The sequence below is a fragment of the Rossellomorea sp. GAMAL-10_SWC genome, assembly GCF_049568075.1.
Lineage (GTDB): Bacteria > Bacillota > Bacilli > Bacillales > Bacillaceae_G > Gottfriedia.
Map to the genome: position 1 here is coordinate 3,841,380 of NZ_CP144911.1, position 24,939 is coordinate 3,866,318.

23 protein-coding genes and 1 pseudogene are annotated in these 24,939 nt (G+C 32.9%); 4 read left to right on the forward strand and 20 right to left on the reverse strand.

Going from position 1 to position 24,939, the window contains the following annotated elements; all coding sequences use genetic code 11:
- Positions 1-24 precede the first annotated feature (24 nt).
- The 9 genes from V5E38_RS18685 to V5E38_RS18725 all read right to left on the reverse strand — a co-directional run bounded on the left by V5E38_RS18685 (position 25) and on the right by V5E38_RS18725 (position 8,081).
- The gene (locus V5E38_RS18685; protein WP_499211093.1) at positions 25-870 is read right to left on the reverse strand and encodes a WecB/TagA/CpsF family glycosyltransferase; all 846 of its coding nucleotides are present in this window, start codon (positions 868-870) and stop codon (positions 25-27) included.
- 67 nt (positions 871-937) lie between these two features.
- On the reverse strand, positions 938-1,537 hold the full coding sequence (locus V5E38_RS18690; RefSeq protein WP_499211094.1) for an acyltransferase: 600 nt from the start codon (positions 1,535-1,537) through the stop codon (positions 938-940).
- Positions 1,538-1,911: 374 nt separating this feature from the next.
- Positions 1,912-2,997, reverse strand: coding sequence for a GDP-mannose 4,6-dehydratase (gene gmd / locus V5E38_RS18695; protein ID WP_499211095.1), 1,086 nt, complete (start codon positions 2,995-2,997; stop codon positions 1,912-1,914).
- Positions 2,998-3,018: 21 nt separating this feature from the next.
- Entirely contained in the window at positions 3,019-3,957 is a 939-nt protein-coding gene (locus tag V5E38_RS18700; protein WP_499211096.1) for a GDP-L-fucose synthase family protein, read from the reverse strand.
- A gap of 17 nt (positions 3,958-3,974) precedes the next feature.
- Positions 3,975-4,646 carry a sugar transferase gene (locus tag V5E38_RS18705; protein WP_499213605.1) on the reverse strand — a complete coding sequence of 224 codons (672 nt, stop codon included), beginning with the start codon at positions 4,644-4,646 and terminating at the stop codon, positions 3,975-3,977.
- Between the two features lie 24 nt (positions 4,647-4,670).
- The gene (galU, locus tag V5E38_RS18710; protein ID WP_499211097.1) at positions 4,671-5,546 is read right to left on the reverse strand and encodes a UTP--glucose-1-phosphate uridylyltransferase; all 876 of its coding nucleotides are present in this window, start codon (positions 5,544-5,546) and stop codon (positions 4,671-4,673) included.
- 342 nt (positions 5,547-5,888) lie between these two features.
- The gene (locus V5E38_RS18715; RefSeq protein WP_499211098.1) at positions 5,889-6,662 is read right to left on the reverse strand and encodes a tyrosine-protein phosphatase; all 774 of its coding nucleotides are present in this window, start codon (positions 6,660-6,662) and stop codon (positions 5,889-5,891) included.
- A complete protein-coding gene (locus V5E38_RS18720; RefSeq protein ID WP_499211099.1) occupies positions 6,659-7,354 on the reverse strand; it encodes a CpsD/CapB family tyrosine-protein kinase in 696 nt (231 codons plus the stop codon). The genes V5E38_RS18715 and V5E38_RS18720 overlap by 4 nt, the downstream gene beginning before the upstream one ends.
- Position 7,355: 1 nt before the next feature.
- On the reverse strand, positions 7,356-8,081 hold the full coding sequence (locus V5E38_RS18725) for a YveK family protein (RefSeq protein ID WP_499211100.1): 726 nt from the start codon (positions 8,079-8,081) through the stop codon (positions 7,356-7,358).
- 439 nt (positions 8,082-8,520) lie between these two features.
- Here V5E38_RS18725 and V5E38_RS18730 point away from each other — a divergent pair, with 439 nt between their 5' ends.
- Positions 8,521-8,670 (forward strand): BH0509 family protein, encoded by a 150-nt coding sequence (locus V5E38_RS18730; RefSeq protein ID WP_175403455.1) that lies wholly within the window; start codon positions 8,521-8,523, stop codon positions 8,668-8,670.
- 796 nt (positions 8,671-9,466) lie between these two features.
- Here V5E38_RS18730 and V5E38_RS18735 read toward each other — a convergent pair.
- The 5 genes and pseudogenes from V5E38_RS18735 to V5E38_RS18755 form a co-directional block, all read right to left on the reverse strand.
- The gene (locus V5E38_RS18735; protein WP_499211101.1) at positions 9,467-11,038 is read right to left on the reverse strand and encodes a chitinase; all 1,572 of its coding nucleotides are present in this window, start codon (positions 11,036-11,038) and stop codon (positions 9,467-9,469) included.
- A gap of 9 nt (positions 11,039-11,047) precedes the next feature.
- Entirely contained in the window at positions 11,048-13,345 is a 2,298-nt protein-coding gene (locus tag V5E38_RS18740) for a glycosyltransferase family 2 protein (RefSeq protein ID WP_499211102.1), read from the reverse strand.
- A gap of 98 nt (positions 13,346-13,443) precedes the next feature.
- Complete coding sequence (locus tag V5E38_RS18745) at positions 13,444-13,695, reverse strand: sugar transferase (RefSeq protein WP_499211103.1); 252 nt, start codon at positions 13,693-13,695, stop codon at positions 13,444-13,446.
- 31 nt (positions 13,696-13,726) lie between these two features.
- Entirely contained in the window at positions 13,727-14,602 is an 876-nt protein-coding gene (gene galU, locus V5E38_RS18750) for a UTP--glucose-1-phosphate uridylyltransferase GalU (RefSeq protein ID WP_387329849.1), read from the reverse strand.
- 255 nt (positions 14,603-14,857) lie between these two features.
- Positions 14,858-15,041: pseudogene (locus V5E38_RS18755) on the reverse strand (Wzz/FepE/Etk N-terminal domain-containing protein); the annotation flags it as partial.
- A gap of 445 nt (positions 15,042-15,486) precedes the next feature.
- On the opposite strand from V5E38_RS18755, the gene V5E38_RS18760 reads away from it, so the two are divergent.
- Complete coding sequence (locus V5E38_RS18760; protein ID WP_499213606.1) at positions 15,487-15,561, forward strand: hypothetical protein; 75 nt, start codon at positions 15,487-15,489, stop codon at positions 15,559-15,561.
- A gap of 492 nt (positions 15,562-16,053) precedes the next feature.
- On the opposite strand, the gene V5E38_RS18765 is transcribed toward V5E38_RS18760, so the two are convergent.
- Complete coding sequence (locus tag V5E38_RS18765) at positions 16,054-16,740, reverse strand: response regulator (RefSeq protein WP_499211104.1); 687 nt, start codon at positions 16,738-16,740, stop codon at positions 16,054-16,056.
- Between the two features lie 172 nt (positions 16,741-16,912).
- Between V5E38_RS18765 and V5E38_RS18770 the strand changes: the two genes are divergently transcribed.
- Entirely contained in the window at positions 16,913-17,866 is a 954-nt protein-coding gene (locus V5E38_RS18770; RefSeq protein WP_499211105.1) for a phosphate ABC transporter substrate-binding protein PstS family protein, read from the forward strand.
- A gap of 72 nt (positions 17,867-17,938) precedes the next feature.
- Here the strand turns inward: V5E38_RS18770 and V5E38_RS18775 are convergent, their stop codons facing one another.
- From V5E38_RS18775 to V5E38_RS18785, 3 genes are all read right to left on the reverse strand, one after another.
- The gene (locus tag V5E38_RS18775; protein WP_499211106.1) at positions 17,939-18,904 is read right to left on the reverse strand and encodes a phosphotransferase enzyme family protein; all 966 of its coding nucleotides are present in this window, start codon (positions 18,902-18,904) and stop codon (positions 17,939-17,941) included.
- Between the two features lie 105 nt (positions 18,905-19,009).
- On the reverse strand, positions 19,010-20,563 hold the full coding sequence (locus V5E38_RS18780) for a response regulator transcription factor (protein WP_499211107.1): 1,554 nt from the start codon (positions 20,561-20,563) through the stop codon (positions 19,010-19,012).
- Positions 20,541-22,373, reverse strand: coding sequence for a sensor histidine kinase (locus V5E38_RS18785; RefSeq protein WP_499211108.1), 1,833 nt, complete (start codon positions 22,371-22,373; stop codon positions 20,541-20,543). Before V5E38_RS18785 ends, V5E38_RS18780 begins: the two co-directional genes overlap by 23 nt.
- A gap of 266 nt (positions 22,374-22,639) precedes the next feature.
- Here V5E38_RS18785 and V5E38_RS18790 point away from each other — a divergent pair, with 266 nt between their 5' ends.
- A complete protein-coding gene (locus V5E38_RS18790; protein ID WP_499211109.1) occupies positions 22,640-23,071 on the forward strand; it encodes a hypothetical protein in 432 nt (143 codons plus the stop codon).
- A gap of 132 nt (positions 23,072-23,203) precedes the next feature.
- On the opposite strand, the gene V5E38_RS18795 is transcribed toward V5E38_RS18790, so the two are convergent.
- Together V5E38_RS18795 and V5E38_RS18800 are read right to left on the reverse strand one after the other, a co-directional pair.
- Positions 23,204-23,383 (reverse strand): hypothetical protein, encoded by a 180-nt coding sequence (locus V5E38_RS18795; RefSeq protein WP_499211110.1) that lies wholly within the window; start codon positions 23,381-23,383, stop codon positions 23,204-23,206.
- Positions 23,384-23,640: 257 nt separating this feature from the next.
- Positions 23,641-24,912: an ABC transporter substrate-binding protein gene (locus tag V5E38_RS18800; RefSeq protein ID WP_499211111.1), complete on the reverse strand. Its 1,272-nt coding sequence runs from the start codon at positions 24,910-24,912 to the stop codon at positions 23,641-23,643.
- Positions 24,913-24,939 lie beyond the last annotated feature (27 nt).

The window sequence follows — 24,939 nt, forward strand, 5'->3', positions numbered from 1 at the left end:
AACAGAATTTTCCTTTCTTACGATTCATTTACCTTTTATTAAAGTTAACCAAATGAACTTTGTATTAGTTTTCATATAACGAGTAAACAATCTTTTAGGTTCCTGGACGAGTCTGTATAACCACTCCAAATTTACTTTTTGCATCCACTCTGGAGCCCTATCGATGTTCCCAGCAAAATAATCAAAACCTGCACCAACTCCAACCATCAGAGCGTTTACTTTACCCTTATGAGCTGCCATCCATTTTTCTTGCTTTGGTGCACCAAGTCCAACCCATATAAAATCAGGTTTAGTACTGTTAATTTGTTCTATAATTGCCGCATCTTCTTCATCTGTTAAAGGCCTAAATGGTGGACTTAACATTCCTGCAATTTGCATCCCTGAATAGTTCTCTTCTAAATTAAAATGTAACCTTTTTAAAGTTTCTTCTGTAGATCCATAGAAAAAATGTCGATAGCCATTCTCAGCTGATATTTCAAATACTTCTCCCATTAAGTTTGGTCCAGGAATTCTATTCATATTATTATGTCCGCGTCTTCGACCAATGGTAGCTAACGGTCCACCGTCTGGAATTGCCATTAAAGCATTATTCTGCACCGAACAGTATTCATTATCTTCATAAGAAGTTACTGTAGTGTGCACATTGGAAACACATATATAATCACCAGCCAAACGATTGCCAAATTTACTCTTTACATTTGTTTTAAGGTATTTCAAAAGCCAGTCCATATTAATAGCTGCAATATTTACACCTAGAATATTACAAGTGGGAATCTCCTTCTTATCAACTAATCTATTGAAGGCGCCGTCTGAGTTAATTGTATATTTAGTCGTTGAATAATATTTCTGAATTTGGATTTCAGATTTCACCTCATTAATCCCTTCTTTTCTTGAAATTTATTTTATTTGTAAATAGATTAATGCTAATCTATATTCTTTATTTAAATACTAAATCTACTTTTCTAATAAATTTAGCTGGGTTACCAGCCCAAATCTCTCCACTCGGAATATTCTTCGTTATTACAGATCCAGCACCCACAATAGCCTTTTCTCCTATTATGACTCCTTTTAGAATTATTGAATGGGCCCCAATGAAAGCTCCATCACTAATAACAATTGGCTTTGAAACTCCTCCTGATTCAGAAAGCCTCAAATCGTAATCTAACCAATGAAAATCAGTATCATAAATCTTTACACTACCTCCAATAAGAACATTATTACCAATTTTAATAGAATCGCAGGCAAAAAGGGTTACGTTACTCATACCTACGTTGTCTCCAATTCTTATTTTTGCATTTCCTTTTGCAAAAATATTTGTTCTTACATCTCCACCGATTGGATTAGATCCTCTAGACGAATTTATTGAGACATTATTCCCAATTACAATTCCATCACAAGAGTTAGAAACACAAAAAAGTCGACCAGATACCCTTAAATTGGATCCATATTTTACATGTCGATATCTTAATAGTGTAAAGTTATAAATTGAATTAGGTATACCTAAAATTCTTCTTAGAAAAGTTTTTATTACTGCCATTCTAATCCTCCAACGTTTGAGAATACTGATAACCATTATTATATTTTCTTACTCTCGAACTCCTTATTTATTAAAATAATAGTTTTTTATAAGCAAAAAAATATTAAAATTATTTATAGTAGCATCCATTTTTCTATCAGATTACATTAGCAAAAAAAAGGAGTAACTCTCTATATTCTTTTATTTTGAATAGCAATCACCATTTCAAGAACAACAAGAGAATAGCTCCATTATGCGTTAAATTTATTTCTATCCTCTCACACAACAAATTTGAACCTTTAATAGTCATAAAAACAATGTTTGGAATGATCAATAAAAAGTTTCATTAATTTAGCTAAATCTTTTTTCACTTAAAGTAAACAAAAAAATTTCTCTTAATCAAACATCTTTTTAATCCTATCTTCCTTCTTAACTTTACTCATATCATGAGTAACCATAATCTCAACTAGCTGTTCAAAAGAAGTTTTAGTAGGATTCCAACCTAATAATGTTCTAGCCTTTGTAGGATCACCTAACAATTGATCAACTTCAGCTGGACGGAAGAATTTTGGATCAACTTCCACAATTACGTCACCCGTAGCTTTATTGATTCCTTTTTCGTTAACACCTTCACCTTCCCATTCAACTTCAATACCAGCGTTCTTAAATGCTAATGTCGCAAATTCACGAACAGAGTGCATTTCCCCAGTTGCAATAACAAAATCCTCTGGCTTATCGTGTTGAAGTATTAACCACATACATTCTACATAGTCTTTCGCATATCCCCAATCACGTAAAGAATCTAAGTTACCTAACATTAATTTATCTTGTTTCCCTTGAGAGATACGTGCTGCTGCAAGTGAAATTTTACGAGTTACAAATGTTTCACCGCGTCGTTCTGATTCATGATTAAATAAAATTCCATTAACAGCAAACATATTGTAAGATTCACGATAGTTCTTAGTAATCCAAAAACCATAAATTTTTGCTACTCCATATGGAGAACGTGGATAAAACGGTGTTGTTTCCTTTTGTGGAACTTCCTGTACTTTTCCGTATAATTCAGACGTAGAAGCTTGGTAGATTCTAGTAGTTTCAGATAAACCTAACATGCGAACTGCTTCTAGAATACGTAATGTCCCAACTGCGTCAACGTCAGCAGTGTACTCTGGTACATCAAAAGAAACACGAACATGTGATTGTGCAGCTAAATTATATATTTCGTCAGGACGAATTTCACTAATTAAACGAATCACATTTGATGTATCAGTTACGTCACCATAATGTAGTTTAAAGTTTTCATCAGACATAAACGCATATTTATCCTCATTAAATAAATCTTCTAAGCGTTCTTGGTTATAAGAAGAGCTACGGCGAATTATTCCATGTACTTCATAACCTTTTTCTAATAAAAATTCTGCTAAGTAAGACCCATCTTGTCCTGTTACGCCAGTTACTAAAGCTTTTTTCTTCTTTGTCATTTCTCTGTTCTCCTTGTCTAATTACTTAGTTATTTGAAATTGTGCTAAAAATGCTTCGTATGCTTTCACTAATCCTTCATCTAAAGAGGTTTTTGCCGTCCAACCTAAAGAATTAATTTTTGTTGTATCTACTAATTTACGTGGTGTACCATCGGGTTTTGTTGTATCAAAAATAATTTCTCCTTCAAAGCCCACTACATTTTTTATTTTTGCAGCTAAATCACCGATTGTAATATCCTTCCCTACCCCAACGTTTACAATTTCATTTCCCTCATAATTGTGCATTAAGAAAATACAAGCATCTGCTAAATCATCAGAGTATAAGAATTCACGTAAAGGTGTACCCGTTCCCCATACAGTTACAGTTGGTTCATTGTTTTCTTTCGCTTCATGGAATTTACGTAATAACGCCGGTAATACATGTGATGTATGTAAATCAAAGTTATCATTAGGTCCGTACATATTTGTTGGCATTGCAGAAATATACTTTGTACCATATTGACGGTTATATGATTCACACATTTTGATACCTGTAATTTTTGCAACTGCATATGCATCATTTGTAGGCTCTAACTCACCAGTTAATAAATATTCTTCCTTTAATGGCTGAGGCGCCATTTTTGGATAAATACAAGTACTACCTAAAAATAATAGTTTTTTAACATCGTTTTTATAAGCGGCATCTATAACGCTTGTTTGAATCAATATATTGTCTCGAATAAAATCAGCAGGATATTCATTGTTTGCAACAATTCCACCAACTTTAGCTGCTGCTAGAAAAACATATTCTATTTTTTCCTCAGCAAAAAACTCTTCAACTGCTTTAAAATTACGTAAATCTAGTTCTTTACTAGTAAGGTAAACTAAATTTGTATAGCCTTCTTCTTGTAATTTTCGCAAAATTGCTGAACCTACCAAACCACGATGGCCAGCTACATATATTTTCGAATCCTTCTTCACTTTTCTCTCTCTCCTCATTAAAACGCGTTGTTTGAACCAAATAATACCCCAAACGTCTTTAATATGATCTTAATGTCATAAACAATTGATCGATTATTTATGTAAGTTAGATCTAGTTGAACCATTTCATCAAAACCTACACTGTTACGGGCACTTACTTGCCATAATCCTGTACAACCAGGCGTAACTAGTAATCTCTGCTTATCATAATCTGTATATCCATCAACTTCTCGAGGAAGTGGTGGTCTTGGACCAACAAGTGACATGTCACCTAAAAAAACATTAATGAATTGTGGTAATTCGTCAATCGATGTTTTTCGAATAAATTTACCAATGTTAGTAATCCTAGGATCTTCCTTCATTTTAAACATTGCACCAGAAACTTCATTATACTTTAAGAGTTCCTTTAATCGTTCTTCTGCATCCGTTACCATTGAACGGAACTTATACATTTTAAATTCTTTTCCATTCTTACCAATTCTAGTTTGATAAAAGAAAACTGGACCTTTTGGATCTTCTAACTTAATAAAAATTGCTACTACAATAAACACTGGTAATACTAATAGAAGACCAAAAATTGCACCGATTAAATCCATTAATCGCTTTGTTATCAAATAAATCCTTCTTTTTTCAACTATTTCTTTCGATAAGAGCGGTTGAGAAGCATATTCTGATTGTTCAAATCTCATTGCTTTCAATCTTATCATCCACCCTTATTTAATATTTACTGTTAACATGTCATGTAAATACTTCAATAAATCATCTCTTAAATCATCATGCTTTAATGCAAAATCAATCGTCGTTTTAATAAATCCTAGTTTCTCACCTACATCGTGACGCTTTCCTTCAAAGTCATATGCAAACACACGTTGAATTGAATTTAATTTTTGAATTGCATCCGTTAATTGGATTTCGCCACCAGCACCGATATTTTGTTCTTCTAAGAACATAAAGATCTCAGGTGTAAATACATAACGACCCATAATCGCTAAATTAGAAGGTGCTGTACCTGGTGCTGGCTTTTCAACAAAGTTTTTTACTTCGTATCTTCTACCTTCTTGCATAATCGGTTCAACAATACCATATCGATGCGTCTCTTCTTCTGGTACTGTTTGAACACCAATTACTGAAGAATATGTATTGTCATATTGGTCCATTAGCTGCTTTAATCCTGGTGTTTTTGCTTCTACAATATCGTCACCAAGTAATACTGCAAATGGTTCGTTGCCGATAAAATTACGCGCACACCACACTGCATGACCCAGTCCTTTAGGTTCTTTTTGTCGAATATAATGAATATCAATATTAGACGGCGCTTTTACCTGTTCTAATAACGCATATTTTTCTTTTTCTAATAAATTTTGTTCTAGCTCATATGAGTAATCAAAATGATCTTCAATTGCACGTTTTCCTTTACCCGTTACGATGATGATATCTTCAATTCCTGATTCAATTGCTTCTTCAACAATGTATTGAATTGTTGGTTTGTCTACGATAGGAAGCATTTCTTTCGGCATTGCTTTTGTTGCAGGTAAAAAGCGTGTTCCTAACCCCGCAGCTGGTATGATTGCCTTTCTTACTTTCTTCATTTCTAAGTCCCTCCATTGCTTTCTTTCCCCAAATTAATAAAGTTTCCACTTCTATATTCATGTGAATAAATACACAAGAAGAAACTCTATATTCTTATAATTTAAATAGTATTTAGGGCATCTAACCCTTCCTCACACTATACCTCTGACGACAAGCGTCTAAGCAGATCATTTCAAATTTGTCATTCCTTTTCTCGAATACACATAGCCCTTTAGTTTGAGTCATTTCATGGGGTCTATTTGTGCACTAAGATAAACGGAAAACTAATCAATATAATCATCTACCACAATATAGCCGAGTACCCCCATTGATAACGGTAAGGAGATATCACCGATCATTTATTAGATTCCTAGTAAACGACTAAAAATATTTTGTTTTAATTTAAGAGGTTCTTCTGGATAAAGAATGTCACCATTCAAAATTGATTGCGCATTTTCCCTCATTTGGAACTCGGTTTCTATTCCAAATTTTTCTCGGATGACTTCGTATGCATCAATTAACTCAAAATTCCGATTTTTCGTGTTATGTGCATCTGATGCAATGATATGTACCAAATTTGCCTCAATACATTTAAAAGCAAATTTTTGAATTTTTTTACCGAATGTTCCTGTTATTGATGAAGCAGTTAGTTGAGTTAAAATCCCTTTTTGGACAAATTCAAAAAGAATGTCTGGTTCGTTTATAAGAACTTTGTTCCGTTCAGGATGGACAAGTATCGGTATGATTCGATTTGCTTGCATCTCATAAAACAACTTTTTAGTAAAACGTGGTATATGGGCTGACGGAAGTTCGCATAGTAAATAGCGCCTTCCATCATTAATTGAAACAATTCGATTAAGCTCAAAGTCTTGGATCAATTCCCCATAAAGTCTTACCTCTTGACCAGGTAAAATCGTTAAAGGTATTGCTTTTTCATTTAATACTTTATTTAGCTCTTCTACTTTTTCTAATATCTCTTTTCTGTCTGTATTGTAACGTCCGTTCTGATGATGAGGTGATGCAACAATTGTATGAATCCCATTGTCCACGGCTGCTCGAGCCATATTAATACTATCTTCCATTGTAATTGGACCGTCATCTAGGCCAGGTAAAATATGACAGTGAAGATCAATCATTTTTCGCTACCATAATAATCGTAATAACCGTCTTTATCCTGTTCCGCTCGATTTAAGACAACACCTAGGATATTTGCGTTCACTAGTGTTAATAGCTCTTTTGCTTTTTTAATTTTTTCTTTTGCCGTGTATCCTCGACGGACAACTAAAATCGTACCATCACATATTTGTGAAATGATTTGAGCATCGGTAACTGCTAACAATGGAGGAGCATCAAAAAGAATCACATCATATTGTTCATGCATTTGTGCAATCAATTTCTTCATTTTCTCTGAAGATAATAGTTCAGATGGATTTGGTGGAATAGGACCTGAAGTTAGAATTGAAAGATTGCTAATATCCGTTTTTTGTATAACGTCCTTTAAGGACTTTTCTTGTGCAATAGCAGTTGTTAAACCTTTAAAATTCTCTAATTTAAAATCAGAATGCAATTGCGGTTTACGTAAATCTGCATCTACTAAAAGGACTTTCTTTTCTTGCTGAGCATATGTAACAGCAAGATTGGCAATTGTCGTTGTTTTACCTTCAGACGGTTCTGAAGATGTCACTAAAATTGATTTTATTTTTCGATCGATCGAAGAAAATTGAATATTCGTACGAACTGTTCGATATTGCTCCGCAAATGGTGATTTAGGGTTTGTTAATGTAATAAGAAATCGTTTTAATTTTTCTTTAGTTGTTTTTCTAACCATTTTACGCACCCTTTCCCAATTTTAATTTTATTTTAGGAGTGATCTTTCCCTTTGTTACTTCAGAAATAACACCTAGAATCGGTAACTCCAATAATTCTTCAAGCTGTTTTTCAGTCTTAACTGTGTTATCTAAAAACTCAAGTAAGAATGCAATACCAACTGAAAGCATTAATCCAACAGCAAAACCAATTGCAATATTTAATTTCTTATTAGGTTTTATAGGGCTTGGATTTTCACCTAAATCTGCTTTTGCCAAAACAGTTACATTATTTACGCTCATAATTGTTTTAATTTTTTTTTGAAAAACTTCTGCGATCGTATTAGCAATCGCTTGTGCTTGCTTCGGGTCTGAATTTTGTACAGAAACAGTAAATACTTGTGAATCTTTTTCACCTATAATATTAACTTCATTAGACAGTTTTGCGAATGAATAGTTTAAATCTAACTGATTAATAACTGCATTTAAAATAGTTGGACTCTTGATAATGACGTTGTATGTATTAATCAATTGAATGTTTGTCTGAACTTGATTGTATTGATACACTGTCGATTCTTGTCTTTCTTTTTGATTAACTAATAATTGTGTTGAAGATTGATAAATCGGGGTTAAAAATAAATAACTAATAACTCCTGTAACCACTGTGGCTACAACTGTAATACTAATTATCATGATAAGACGTTTCTTAATAACGCCGAATAATTCCTGTAAACTAATCGTCTCTTCCATCGCTTCCTCCTTAAATTCTATACGTTTATTATTCTATTAAAATATACCCTCAGATTCAACAGTGACTAGTATAACAATTACTTAACGAAAAGTTAAGTAAAAATTAATCTACAAATAGGGAACTTTGGTTAAATTTCCCATAAAACAAGGTATTTTGTCGGATTATTTACCCATTTAATGGAAGCCCTTACAATCTGGTCTAGTTATGTTACATTCATTAATAAACATTGTAATATTAGATATTATTCCGAAATAATATATTCGTTATAAAATGAATAATGATCAATGAAATGATAAAAATAATTTTTTCCTTATTTAGTAAAAATCACTAGCACATTTTGATTTTTCTGTTATATAATAAATTATAAATAAATACACTGTATTAATACAGAATTGAAAACAAATTAATCATTCATTTAAATCAAAGGGAGTGTTGTTAATGATGAGTAGAGAAGAGCGTAAAAACATGGTTCAATTTTTGGAATTAACAAAAGGATTTTCAACTGAGGACTTAGTTTTCATGACGGATGCTGATTTAGAGCACCTTTACGACACAGCTTATACGTATATGTTACATCACGCTGAGTAAGATCTTACAACTTTGGATTACTGCACTTATAAAATAAAAAGCTAGATGACTATCCAAATTTGGATTCATCTAGCTTTTTCATTTATCAATGTTTCTTACGTTAATGCTGTATCCAATTACTTATTTTTCTTCTTTTTTTCGGATTTACAAAAGACATCAAAAGACCTGCTTTTCCGACTATATTTCTTAATTGAGTCTAAAACATTTTAAAAGAGTATTTTCTATGTATCTTTTTGTTATATCGAAATTTTATTTTTATCAATATATGGTAAAGAAACAAATCGTCCATTTTTGTTGTTTAACCCATAAAAAATGTATACAATTTGTACGTTTTTTCTTAGTTATTTTGTCTAATAGTGTTTGTACAAAAAAAATTTTTTATTTAGTTTTTAATAAATAACTTTGTCTATTTTTTTATTAAAAACAATAAAAGTACATTTCTCTATCCAAGACTCTGCCTTATAAAAATAAAAAAGCTAAAATGAATTCTTTAAAAGAATTCACCTAGCTTTTTAGTTTTACTCATATTCAATTAACAAGCGTTTCAAACAGATAGCCTTTTCCCTTAATCGTTTTAATATATTTAGGATCATTCGGCAGGTCCTCAATTTTATGTAAAAACTATGAATATAAATATCTTTAATCTTCTATTTTTACATACTTGAATGTGGAAGGTTTTTAAATGGGTTCATATACCAGTTTATCGGCATTTCGGTATATGGACTTTCATATTGTATCATTGTTTTATTTTGGTAGGCAAAAATTAGGTACGTATCTACCATAAGCCTAACCATCATTATTTCTTAATTTCCTGCAACACTTTCTTAATTTCATCCTGAGTCAACTGTTCCCATGGTGCTGCATCATCATTAGCAAGTGGTTTTTCAGGATTTTCATCTTTGTTCCACCATTTTGCCTCATACGGGATGCCATTAACCATTACCCGATCACCAGCTCCATAGACTGCTCCTTCTTCCCATTCCTGATAGGTTCCTTTAGGCAAGCTAACTTTTGGTATTGGTTTTTCTCCAGGCAATACCGGACCAACAAGTTCCCAAGGAATTGTATTTTCATCTAAGATAGGTGCATCAGGAGCATCTCCTTTTGTCCACCATTTAGCTCTATACACATTGTGTCTCCAGACAACACGCGTACCTTTTAAATAGGTTGTCGATTCATTCCATATCTCATACGGGGAAGTTTTCGGATCATCAGGTTTATTCAAATCTATATTCGTTACATCTGACTTGGTTGTTCGTTTTGCATCACTAGAAACACTACCATTCATATTCTGTTTCAAAATCGTTGCAAACTCTTGATTGTTTTGTTTAACACCACTGTAAAAGTTGGAAACACTTTGAATTCCAACACTATTCTCACTGGATTTTCTGTCACGGTTTGCTGACCACATAGACAATCGTCCTAAACCATTTTCTATGGCAAATTGATTCAGCTTAGCAGCATCTTCTAATCCAAAAACTTCACCTTGGATATCATTTTGGCCAATCATTGGTGTTGCGCCGAGTTTTCTCCATAATGCTTTATCGCTTAAGTTAACTCCTTGTTTTTGATAGATAATCTTTAGTTGGCGATGGGTTTTTTTCAAGGCATTAATCGAATTGTCTGCCATAGAAAGTTCTGAATTACGACTTTCCCCATAATTCATTGTCATGATATTGACGCCAGCTAAATCTACTCCAGCTCTCAATAATGTTGTTACTGCATCCGTACCATCCTCAGTCAAACCTTGTGGGGTTACTGGTAATGTTACCCAAATAGCTAGCTCTTTTTTATCTTTTTTTCGTTCTTGCTGCAATTTTGCCAAAGCTTCCCCACGAAGTTTAGCGGCATGCTTGTTTGTCAAGCCTTCTTGCTCTAAATCTACATCAATCGTATTTAGATCATAACGCTTTACAACTTTAGCATATGCATTTTTTATTTTTCCAACATCTGTTGTTGTAATTGCTAATTCAGAATTGGATAAGCCACCAAATGAAACAATGACTTCTCCCCCTTTTTGTCGTAGGCGAGCAATTCGTCGATCTATATCTAAATCCTCAGATGCCTGATCCAACGAATAGGCACCTCCCCAACTAGGAACAGCACTATTTTTATTCTTAGCTACTATGAAAGAAAGCACAACATTACCATCAATTTTTTCGAATTCATATTGCGGTGTCAGAGTAGCATCGACATAAGAGGCAAACCAAGGATTTGATTCTGCTGCCGTTTTTTCTGTTTTTTTTGTTTTTTCTATTTTACTAACTACGACTATATTATCTCGATAAAAATAACTAACTCCTACAGCTACCACAACTAAACATACCAACATTAAACGCGGAATTGATAATTTCTTTTTATTTTGCATAATCTTTTTTCATCCTATTTTTTTATTGCTGAAATTATGTTTATCTTCAACTTCAGTTGTCTCTGTATCTTCCAAATTACCAAGTGATATACTTAAAGGAACTTCTGTATTCCCCTTCGCATCACCATAGTATAAAACCGATTGCCAATTGATTTCTGATCGATCTTGTTCAGCTTTTTCAGTTTGCTTAGGTTTTACTTCTACAAAAATCCAATCTTTAAAGTTATGAATTAAATCCACAAGCATATTGACAGGTCCGATAAATGATAATGCAGCCCACCCACAAGTAAAGGCGTTAAATAAGGAAAATATAGCATTCGGCCAATTTCCGAGCATGAAAGAGCGCCAGCAAATAAAAGCAGAATAAGCAATAATAATGATCGGCGCTAAGATATAAAGTGTTGGCGTGCCAGTTCGATCATTAACCTTAGGTGTTCTTGCAAAAGGAATTTTTTCACTTGTTAATATCTGTTGGATCGACTTTAGCACTCCTGCCGTATTAACAGCCAACAAGATTAGATTCAGACCATAAATTCGGAAGATGTCCATTCGTTTATAACGATTGTATTTTAAATCACTCGCCATTGCAGTAAAGTAAGGGACAGCAGCACCAACAATAAAAACACTCAATAATCGATCGTCAAACGGATAGGCTAATAGGAAGATTAAGCCAAAACTAGACCAAGCAATCGATGCCATGTAATTGACTCGTAACAAGATTTCCATTAACTTGATTGGATTCCCTTCTTGACGGCGTTGGCGAATAGTAGCAAATAGTTTCGACATAATTAATAATCCACCATTGGCCCAACGACGACGTTGGATGACTAGAGAACCGAAATCTGGTGGAGTTGCTGAGTAACTCAAACGTTCCGGATAATTCGCCAAGGTCCAACCATTTTTTTCTAAATCAATACTAGACTCCGTATCCTCAATTACTGTACGGTCTTGGATAAAACGGCGAACCTTAAATCCATTTACATATTCTGTTTCAGCAATATCCTCGATCGCACGTTTTCGGATGACCGCGTTCGCCCCTACCCAGAAGGTCGCGCCATAATACGTTGTTCCTTGGTGTAAAGTGTGTTGAATATCTGTTGTAGCACCAGCAATTCGTTCGATTCGAGTTGGACATCCACGGAAAGAAGAATAAGGAGTTTGTGTTACAGCTACATTTTCATTTCCTTCTTGATTCAATAGATAGACCAGACGTAAACAATACTCTTTTAGCAGAATAGAATCGGCATCAAGCGTTAGTAAAAATTCAGTATCTGGAATGACTAAATCTGCTTCTGCCTCTGAAGATACTCTCTGCAATACTTTACCAGCTGGTGTTTGGCGAATCTTGTAACTGCCTCCCATTAAATCAATATAAGAGTTAAGATTCATCGCTTTATTGGCTTCATCAGATAAAGAAACAAACTGTTTTCGTTGGAAATACCCTACTTTTCCCGTGAAAATCCATACTAATCGAGAATAAAACTGATAGATACGTTCATAGCTCATACTATAATTTTCTTTTGAGGATTTCTCTAATGCTACTGCCGTTACGGCTAATTCCTCAGCTAAATCTCTTAAAACTTGATTATTAAAGAAATCATCTACATGAGTCTCCTCAGGTTCATCATCAGCAAATTTATGTATCCATTTGGCAGCATAATTATATTGCTTTATTAAATCATTTAAAGTAGAAGAAGAGATTTTCCCAGTTTTTTTATATGTCTCTTCAAAATCGTCACGAGCTTTTGCTAGTTTAGTATAAGGGACTTCCAAAAGCTCTGTAATTTCTTTTGCAAGATTCATAGTTGCTTGCAATTTTTCCCTTTTTTGCGGATCTGTAGGATTCGGCTTATCATCAATCAGCAGTTGTACATCTATTTTCGGATATTCTTGTAAAATAGCTGATAGTAATGTTTTTCGAATAACGTCAACCTCTTCATCATACGATGGAACCAAAACAGTAATTCCTGGTTGATTCTCAGAAAAATAAGCAGATAGGGTTTCACGTGGGATCCGAGTATGCTCTTTAAAGCGGATCAATGCCCCTTGTCTAGAATAAAGATACATCAATGCGGAAAAACATAGTGTCGTAACAATCAAGATATATAATCCCGCTTCAACGACTTGTTTAAAACTACCATTCCCATTATGCATTTGGTCAAAAATTGTGGATGCTACATAAAGCAACCAAAATCCAATCGTAAACAAAATATAGATTCGATTCAATGTCAATTTTGCAGTGGATGGTTTTTCATGCACTCTTGGTAATGGTTCCAAATTGCTTTCAGTGTTCAGTTGTCTTTTCATTTTGTTCATCCCTCTTGTTAGTCAAGTCCCTATTATTGGGTAAATAAAAAAAATACAATGTTTCAACGATTTATGGGTGGGCAGATTAAATTGTCACGTCAAAAATCTCCCATCCTTTTCCGAATAAACTCTTTTCCATTTTTACCGGAGTTTAAAAAAAAGAAAATTAGACCTTTAGGATCTTCTAACTTTAAAATAATAGCAATAATCATATGAACTGGTAATAGTGGTAAAAGACCCAAAAAAGCGCCAGATAAATCCACTAAGCGCTTAGTAAATAAATAGATCCTTCTTTTTTCAATTGTTTCTTTCGATAAGAGTGGCTTTAGAAGCATATTCTGATTGTTCAAATCTCATTGCTTTCAATCTAATCATCTATCCTTAACTAATATTGACTGTTAACATTTCATGTAAATACTTCAATAAATCTTCTCTTAAGTCTTCATTTTTTAAAGCAAAATCAATTGTTGTCTTAATAAACCCTAATTTTTCACCAACGTCGTGACGCTTTCCTTCAAAGTCATATGCAAACACACGTTGAATTGAATTTAATTTTTGAATGGCATCCGTTAATTGAATTTCGCCACCTGCACCGATATTTTGTTCTTCTAAGTACATAAAGATTTCAGGTGTAAATACATAACGACCCATGATTGCTAAATTAGAAGGTGCTGTACCTGGTGCTGGCTTTTCAACAAAGTTTTTTACTTCGTATCTTCTACCCTCTTGCATAATTGGTTCAACAATGCCATAGCGATGCGTTTCTTCTTCTGGTACTGTTTGAACACCAATTACTGAAGAATATGTATTGTCATACTGGTCCATTAGCTGCTTTAATCCTGGTGTTTTTGCTTCTACAATATCGTCACCAAGTAATACTGCAAATGGTTCGTTGCCGATAAAATTACGCGCACACCATACAGCGTGACCTAATCCTTTAGGTTCTTTTTGTCTTATGTAATGAATGTCGATATTAGATGGAGCTTTAACCTGTTCTAATAACGCATACTTTTCTTTTTCTAATAAATTTTGTTCTAGCTCATATGAAAAATCAAAATGATCTTCAATTGCGCGTTTTCCTTTACCTGTTACGATAATGATATCTTCAATGCCTGATTCAATTGCTTCTTCAACAATGTATTGAATTGTTGGTTTGTCTACGATTGGTAGCATTTCTTTCGGCATAGCTTTTGTTGCAGGTAAAAAGCGTGTTCCTAAACCCGCTGCTGGTATAATTGCTTTTCTTACTTTCTTCATTTACAAATTCCCTCCATTGCTTTCCTTCCCCAAATGAATAAAATTTCCACTTCTATATTCATGTGATTAAATACACAAGAAGAAACTCTATTTTCTTTTAAAATAAATAGTATTTAGGGCACCTAACCCCTCCTCACACTCATTGTTAGCAGTTACTGATGCAAAAAATCATTTCACAAGTGTGTAATGACTTGTAATAATCTGCTTAGACGCTAGTTGTCAGAGGTATTAAGGAGCACATCATATTGTTCATGCATTTGTACAATCTAGATTTATTTGATTAATAACTTCGTCCAAAATAGCTGGACTCTTAATAACGACATTGTATGTTGATCAATTGAATATTTGTTTGTATTTGATTATTCTGATAAATCAAAGAATCTTTTGTTTCTTTTTGGTTAACTAATAATTGAGTTGAAGATTGATAAATTGGGGTTAATCCGTTTATTATCCCATTAAAATATACCCTAAAATTCAACAATGCCTAGTATAACAATTACTTAACAAAAAGTTAAGTAGAAATTAAGCTATAAATAGGGAATTTTGTTTAAATTTACCATAAAACAAAGATTTTTGTCGATTTTTTTTACCTAATTTTTGAAATCTTTACAAACTGGTCTATTTTCGTTACATTAATTAATGAAAATCGTAATATTAGATATTATTCTGAAATAATTATTGTGTTGTAATTTAAATAATAATGAATGAACTGATTAAATTATCTTTTTTATTTATTCAGTAAAAATCTCGAGCACATTTCAACTTTTCTGTTATATAACAATCAGTAAATAAATATACCGTATTAAATCAGGTTAGCAACAAATTAGTCAATCATTTAAATCAAAGGGAGTGTTGTTAATAATTAGTAAAGAAGAGCTAAAAACATGGTTCAATTTTTGGAATTAACAAAAGGATTTTCAACTGAGGACTTAGTTTTCATGACAGATGCTGATTTATAGCACCTTTAAGACACGGCGTATACTTATATGTTACATCACGCTGAGTAAGATCTTACCAGTTTTGATTACTGCACTTATAAAATAAAAAGCTAGGTGAACTCCCTTTTTCGGATTCACCTAGCTTTTTCATTTACGAACTTTTCTATGGTTAATGCTGTATCTAAATACTTATTTCACCTCTTTTTTATGAATTTATAAAAGACCCCAAAAGTCCTACTTTGCCTTCTAGATACCTCAATTTGTAACAAAAACATATTATAAGGGTATTTCCTATGCATCTTTTTGTTATATCGGAATTTTAATTTTACTAATATATGGTAAATAAGTAGATTGATCTTTTTTGTTGTTTATTTGTCTAATAAGGTTTGTACAAAAAATTTTTTTTAAAACAATAAAAGTACATTTCTCTATCCAAACCTCTGCTTTATAAAAATAAAAAAGCTAAAATGCATCCTTTAAAAGAATTCACCTAGCTTTTTAATTACACTTTATTCAATTAGCAAGTGTTTCAAACCGATAGCCTTTCCCCTTAATCGTTTTAATATATTTAGGATAATTAGGCAGTTCCTCAATTTTATGTCGCAAACTATGAATATAAATATCAATTAATCTTCTATTTTTATAAACAGAAATGACTTCCATTAATTCTTCTCTCGTTACAATAAGGCCGGCTTTTTTTATTAAAAACAGTAAAATTGCGTATTCTCTACCATTTAATTCGATCCTCATTTTGTTTTTATAAACCTCTTCTCGGTTTAAATAGAAGGAAATCTCTCCAAAATATAAAACTTTTTCTCGGTCTTCTTCTATTTTTTCAGTGCCTGCCCTCCTCATAACTGCTTTTATTCTTGCGGATAAGTCTCTTGGATGAATTGGATATTTCACATATTGATCCGCTCCAGCTTCAATGCAAATCGCTGCCTCGTATGAATCATACGTTTCAACTAATAATATGATCGGTATTTCTGATATCCGTCTTATTCTCATGATTAATGGAATAAACTCGTCCAAAACTTGGCTTTTCATTAATACTATGCAACCTTTTAAGAAACCAAGATGTATGTCTTCATTAAACTCTCCATATCGATATGTGCTGATTTTAATTAATCCGAATTGTTTACTTTGTTGAAGCACATGTTCAATCTCGTTATGATCCTGGATGATGACAATTTGCTCCACCGTATATCTCTCCCATTTTTTACTGTTTATACGGTCATTTTAATTGGTTATTAACAAAAAAGGGGGACTTTCACTATACCTTTACAAATTCTTTACGTAGCGTTAAAAGCAAGTTAATCTTTGTGGGATATTGTAAGAAATGTAGCAAAAACAACGAGGGAGGAAACTGTAGATGCAACGAAAGAAAGTACTTTTATTAGTCGTCGCAATCACAGCTATGTTATCTTTAGCGGCCTGTGGAATTGCCTATCATCCTAATTCAAGTACAGCTGAAAAACAATTAACTGGTAGTGTACTAATTGACGGTTCATCTACCGTTTTCCCAATTATGCAAACAATAACGAAACAATATAGATCTGCACAACCCGAGGTAACTATTTCATTAGGTAATAGTGGTACAATTGATGGTTTTAAAAAATTCACAAATGGTATAACTGATATAAACGACGCATCTCGTCCAATAACAAATGAAGAAGATACAATCGCTAGGCACAATAACATCGATTATATTCAATTAAAATTAGCTTACGACGGTCTATCTGTTGTAGTAAATAAAGACAATGATTTTGTTAATCAATTAACAGTTGAACAATTAAAAAAGTTGTGGTCCGTTAATAGCAAAATAAAAACTTGGAATGAACTAAACTCAGCTTGGCCAAAGGAAGAAATTAAATTCTTCAGCCCTGGTACTGAGTCAGGAACTTACGAATACTTTAATAAAAAAATCTTAAATCAAGCTGGCGAACGGAAAGATGCTCAAACGTCTGAAGATGACAAAACGCTTGTCGCTGATGTTGCTAGTGAAAAAGGTGCAATTGGATACTTTGGTCATGCTTATTATGAAGAAAACAAAGATCAATTGAAAATCGTACCCATCGTTAATCCAAAAACAGGTAAAGCAGTTCTACCGACTGAAGAGACGATTAAAAATGGGACTTACCCTCTTTCACGTGAACTCTACACATATGTAAATAGTAACTCACTTAAACGTCCTGTCGTTTTGGACTACTTAAAATTTGCGAATGAAAATGCTCCACTTTTAGCTGAGCAAGTTGGCTATATCCCTTTAGAAGATGAGCAATATGAAATCAATATAAATAAAATAGAAGAAGCTAGACACAAATAACCTTACTCACCCCCCCAATTTTAATATAAAAAAAGCTACGATTCGTGTTTGAATCGTAGCTTTTTGTTTAATTTAAAGATCAATGATCGTCTTCCTATTTATGATACGCTCTTTTAGTTCTTCACAAAGTTCAATTACTCTTTGCGTTTTTTCTTCATATTTCATATTCAATACATGATAAAGCGTAATATCACGACATTTTAAAAATGAAGGAATTCGGCTATACCATTCTTCATCTAATACATATTCAGTTTCATAACCTTTTCGAAAGATTTCTAGCTGTCTTTTTGCGAAATTAGATTTTTCTTCGAATGATGCCTTACTACCCCAAGCAGTATAATATAGAACAATTGCGATATCTGAAATGAAATAATTATATTGCAGGTCATCGAAATCAAAAGCCGTTATTTCACCTTTATCATTTACGAAGAAATTGTGGAGATGCAAGTCACTATGGATTAATCCATATGAATCTTTCTTTCTTTCATATCCTTGGATTTCTTCTATTAATTCCTTCGTAAAAATGCCAAGCTCTTCATCAGCTACCATTTCATTTAAATAAGCTTCTTCGTCCCAATGCTCACGATGATTTGTTACAGGATAATCAACTGTTAACGCGTGAAGCTTTCCGATTGTTTTTCCCCATGTGTACATGAGATCATCATTCCACACAGCTGGGTTTGTCCGATCAACTAATTGCCCATCTGCCCATTCAAACATTGATGCGTAAAAACTTGTGCCATCACTTGCATTTTGGACTTCTACTAAATGACCGTTTAAAGAAGGTAAAGAACCTGCTGCATTTGCTTCGTTTTCTCTAGCATATTTTAAAAACTCTAGCTCTGCCTCAATTTCTTCTTTTGAGCGATGAGATGAATGCGTTAATCGTAAAATGCGATCTGTTCCATCGGCCAGTTTACCTTTAAAAAGATAGTTCTCGAACTCCCCGACTGGTTTTTCTTCTACTGTAATACCAAATTGTGATGCTGCATTCGTTAAAATCTCTTTCGTAAAAACTCTTTCAACTGCCTGTTCCATTTTTTAATCCCCCGAAACATTAGAATAAATATACGTAGAATAAATATCTAATTACTTATTCCTCAGTTTCCAAGGATTTCCTGCAACTTTTTTACTAAAGAATTACTAATCATTCATATTTCGGTATTCATTTGGGGTCATCCCAACGATTTTCTTAAACACTTTTCGAAAGTATTTATCATCTTGATAGCCGATTTTCCCTGCTATTTCATAAATTTTTAAATTGGGGAACTTCAATAATTCCTTCGCTTTTTCAATCCGAATTGAAACAATATAATCTGAAATATTCACACCGTAAATTTGTTTAAACTTACGGGATATATATTCACGGCTCAAATAAAATTTCTCTGAGAACTCCTGAAGTGAAATTTCTTCAGCATAGTTCAGTTGAATATAATTTGCGATTGCTTCAATGCTATTTAGTTCTTGGTTCGTTTGATTTTTTTCTTGAATAATCGACTGTACTCTTTCCCTTTGAGTCGCAACATAATCACCAATTTCAAAATGCCCTTTCGCATTCCAGAACAATTCGAGATTTACTTCCAGAATGGTTTGAAGTGATAACTTATTAATCCAATGATTAAGGAAGATTAGAAACTCCTGATGCAATGAAAGTAACTGCGCAAAAGGCAGATAATTCTTCTGTGCGATTCGTTTACTAAAAAGTTGAATGACTTCATCGTAAATATAAATATCCTGCTTCTCAACCATTTGTTCAAACAAGTTGATGATTTCTACTAGATTAATCGGATGATACTCTTTTATATCTTCATAAGAATAAACTGGTACATCTCGCTTTTCTAAAATATTTACATGCTGTAGAACATTTACAACTTCCTCATACCCAGACTGGATCGATTCAATTGTTAACTTTCTACTGATTGCAAAATGAAACGGAAAAGGTACAACTGTCGATAAAATTTTAGCTATATGTTGGATACTGTCAGTCACTTGCTCTCCCCAATATAGTAAGCAAATTTCCTTTGTACCTTGTAAATTACGAAATGCAATTCCTCCATTTTGGTTTTGAAGAACTTCATTTACTATATTCAATAGGGCAAAAAAGCATAAATCCTCTGGCCAAATATCTTTGAATGTCTCTAAATTTCGTAATTTTAGTAAAGAAACATGTAAAGTTTGCCCTTCTTCATATCCTAATTGGTTTAACATGTTCTGATTATATTCTTTACCGTAAATTGCATTTGTTAATTGTTTGTCCCTGTAAACAGGTAAAACTTCCTGCAGCAAACGAAAATCATTTAACGCATCAATTCTCTCTTTTTCTTTTTCATTCCAATCTGATACAACTTTTACTAAAGTTTCATTCAATATATCCGGATCAATTGGTTTTAATAAATAATCAGACGCACCGAACTGAATGGCTTCTCTCATATAATGATAGTCATCATATCCGGTTACAACGATTACTTTACAATTAATGTTTTCTGAATGAAGCCACTTTAATAATCCTCTACCGTCTAGCTCTGGCATCATTAAATCAGTAAATATAATTGTCGGTCTTTCCTTTATTATGATGTCTTGAGCAATCGCTCCATTTTCTGCTTCTAATATCTCAGTAACACCAATTGCATCCCAATCTGCAAGAATTTTTACACCTTCTCGTACATGCTTTTCGTCATCTATTAGTAGAACCTTCATGATTAACTTCTCCTCTTGTCATTTCAATCGGTATGATTATCGTTACAACAAAGTTTTCATGCTTCACACTTTCTATTTTCACTTCTGCTTTTTTACCATAATAGAAATGAATGCGATCAGAAATATTTTTCAACCCGATACTCTCGTGAGTATTTAATCCTCCTTCTGATAGCGATGAATTGATGATTTCTAATTCCTCTTCTGATGCACCTTCACCATTATCAGCAATGACTATTTTTAAGCGATCATCTTGTTGTCTATGAATCGAAATATTTAATTCACCAAGCTTTTGTTGTTTTTCAAAACCATGTTTAAAGAAATTTTCTACGATTGGCTGTAAAATCATTTTTGGCATTTTTACTTTGTTTAACCCTTCATCCACATCCAGGTTATAAACAAATCTGCCATCATATCGTTCGTTTTGAAGCGATAAATAATCTTTTATATGGTTTAATTCATCTTTAAGCGTTACAAAATCTTCATTATTTTTCATGCTATATCTCATGATTTTTGATAGTGACATAATTAAACGATAAACTTTTATTCCGTCATTTTTTAATGAAAGAGTTCCAATTGACTGCAAGGCATTGTATAAAAAATGCGGATTAATTTGAGACTGGAGTACTTTTAGTTGATTCGTTTTATTCTCTATTTGAAGCTTGTATTCTTTTATATATAAATCATTTAACGTATCGACCATTGAAGTAAAATGTTTACCTAACTGACCAAACTCATCATTTCCTAACGTATCAAAGGAAACTGCAAGCTCTCCCTTCTCGATTCGCTGCATATCTCGAATTAAAATTCGTATTGGTCGTGTAAATCTGAATGATACGATAATGGTTAAAATGATGACTAATAAGACTGAAATCGCCCCGAGTGTAACTGTAATTTTCAATAATTGATTCGAATTATGATAGAGATTTTTATATGGAATGCTTTTAATGATTGTCCATTGTTGATGATTGCTGCTTTTTATTTTGTCATACACATAGACCCCACTAAAATCCTTTCCCTTCCATTCAAAACTAGTTTCACCTGATCGATCTGAGCTAATCTTTTTATACCATTTTGTTTCTAGCTTTTTACCAATCAGATTTTTTTCAGAGGAATAAAGAACTACATTCCCATCACCAACAACGAAAAGATGTTCCTCACCTTTTTTATAAATACGATCAAAAATCTCATTAATTCTACTTAATTCAATATCGATCGATAAAAAGCCTAGCCATTGATCGGATGTCACATTATTTAAAAAATAATGAAGAGATACGACCTGCTTAACTGGCTCAATTCGAAAATCAGATAAATTATTATAATTTTGAATCGGATGAGTCGGTTGAATAGAATACGGGTCTCTCGAAAAACTTAAATTTCTATATGTGGGAATTTGGTTGAAATTATACAACTTCCCTCGACTACTCACCTTTGCATTGTAGACGGTGTAATCATCCTTACCCTTCGTTAAATATAAATGCAACTGCTCGATTTCTCTTCTAGAAAAATAAAGTCCTAATAAACTACGTTGTATTTCAGCAGAATTTTGTTCGATGTAAGCTGTCGCACCATTTTCTAACACCGACAAAAACGGTCTATTACTATAAATGGACAATGGAATACCGTAAATTTCATTAAAATAATTCAATAAATCATTTCCACTACGCTTCAATAAATCATAATTCGTATTGACAAATTCCTTCGTAACCGTGTTTTTCGTATAAAAATAACTTGCTATAATCGATAATCCAAATGGAATAATGGTTGCGATTAACAATAAGGTTATTAGCTTACTTCTAATACTGTTTTTCATGATAACATCCTTTGCGGAAACGTTTGCACTTTCTATTATTAGTTTATCAAAGATAAAGAGTGAATAACACCCTTATACGATTTAAATAACTCCTTAAGTTCGTGACCTTTTGAACTTTTAGTTTACCGTTGATAGAAATCAAATTTAATTTTTAAAAATTCATATATATTTCATTTTTTTTCCAAGAAACCCTCCATTTTTTTGTTAGTCTTATAAGGATTCTATTATGGGAATTATTCAGTATTAAAATGGAAAGGAGATTTATTTTGAAATTATTTAAAATTAATTATTTGCTAATGATCGTAATAGCTATGTTTATAATTAGTTTACTTTTTTTAAACGGTTGCTCCCAAACTACTGAACTTTCTATTAAGCAAAATCAAAAGCTAGCTAAAACAGAAACAAACTGGACTAACGACTTAGCTAACGGAATTTATCTTAACGAATTAAATAAACAAGAAGGAATTCTTTACGTTAAATTAAAAAATAATAAACACTTGTATACAATAATCAATGTAAATGTTGATAAATTTAATGATAACTATCGAATCAATATTGAAGAACAAAATGCTGTACAAGATTCTGAAGTCAGAGATGAATATTTTGGTGAATTGAAGAGCGAAATTCCTTTTAACGAATTAGAAGTCTATTTAAATGGGAAGAAAACTACATTAACAAACGTATTAAGGCAAAATTAAAAGGCATGATCCCAGTAAAATACCGGGTTCATGCCGCACTAGCCACCTAATTGATTTAACCAGTCCAACTTTACGGGGTCACTACAATCAGCCCAAGTGGGTTTTCTGCTTTAAGTAAAAACGTATATTTTTTTATTCATAAACAAGAAACTGTTCTCTCTCTTTTTCTGACAAATCTTTAGGTTCTAATCCTCTTTTCCTACAGTATTCATACAATGCCTTAACCTTTACTGTAGGCTCATTTGTGCGGTTTGGTTCTACATAAACTCCGTCAGGAAATCCTTTTTCGAACTTTCTCATTTCATCAAGCATACCATCACTCACCTTTTCATCAAATTATATCAAGGGATTAGTAATTTTTTGTAACATAATTGGTTTGAATTTGAACAATTTTGTGAACTAAATTAAAGGTTTACTTTCTAATAAAATAATGAATTTTATTTATGAGTTATTAGTAACATAAACCGTCAAATCCACCTCTATTAAAGATAAAAAACCCACAAGGAAATTATTCCTTGTGGGTTGCCTTAATCTATAGAGGAAAATTAGGGAAGCCTCAAATTAAGAATTTATTTCTTTAATTTCATCCAAGTATCTTCAAGAGATTTTAACATTTCGTCAGCAGATTTTTGCTTTCCAACGTAAGCTTGCATTGATGCACCAAACTCATTTGTAGCTCCATCTGGGTATTTGAACCAGTTCCAAGATAATGTTTTACCTTCAGCAGAGTATTTTTGTAAGTCGTCTGCGATTGGTCCTAAGTTTTTACCTTGAATTGTTTTTAATGCTGGGATAAACTTGAATTTTTCTACAATGTATTTCTTACCTGTGTCAGATGTAACCATCCACTCTAAGAATTTTTTAGCTTCTTCTTTGTTTTTAGAGTTTTTGTTAACTACCCAGTTATTTGGTACACCCATTGGTAATTTGTCCATAGCTGCTTTGTCATCGTTGATTGGAATTGGTAACACGCCTAAGTTCATGTTTGGCGTAATTCCATCAATCATACCTTGAATCCAGTTACCTTGTTGGATCATAGCAGTTTTACCTTGAGCAAAGTTTGTAACTTGAGTGTTGTAATCAGTTGTTAAAGGATTTTTGTTACCGTATTTAACTGTTAAATCAAACAGTTTCATAAATTGTTTAAATTGCTCGTTGTCTTGAATTTTCACTTTACCTGAATTCACATCAGCCATGAATTTATCTGGATCTTGTTGTTGAGCGAAAGGAATATTTAATAAGTGAATTCCTAAAATCCACCACTCGCCGTATCCAACTGAGAATGGTGTGATTCCTGCTTTTTTAAGCTTTTCAGCTGCAGCAGTTAATTCGCTTAAAGTTTTTGGTGCTTCCGTAATACCAGCTTTTGCAAATAAATCTTTATTGTAAATGAAGCCATAACCTTCAGTATTCATTGGCATACCATAAAGTTTGCCGTCGATTGTCATTGGTTTTTCAGTACCTGGATATAAGTCTTTTACCCATGATTGATCAGAAAGATCTTCTAATTTATCTTTCCAAGTTACTGCTTCTTGGAATCCACCGTTGTTAAAGATATCCGGCTCGTTACCTGAAGCAAATTGAGCTTTTAATGCAGCACCGTAGTCAGCACCGCCACCAACAGTTTGAATTTTAACTGTTACGTTTGGATTTTCCTTATGGTAATCATTCGCCATTTGTTCTAAATCTTTCGCAATCTCAGCTTTAAACTGGAATACGTTTAATGTTACTTTTTTATCCTTTGAATCATTTGAAGCTTTGTCTGAAGATCCTCCAGAACATGCAGAGAATAACATCACTGAAGTTGTTAATGCTGCTGCTACCTTTAGCATCTTTTTCATCCTAAAAACCCCCGTCTTAATATTCTT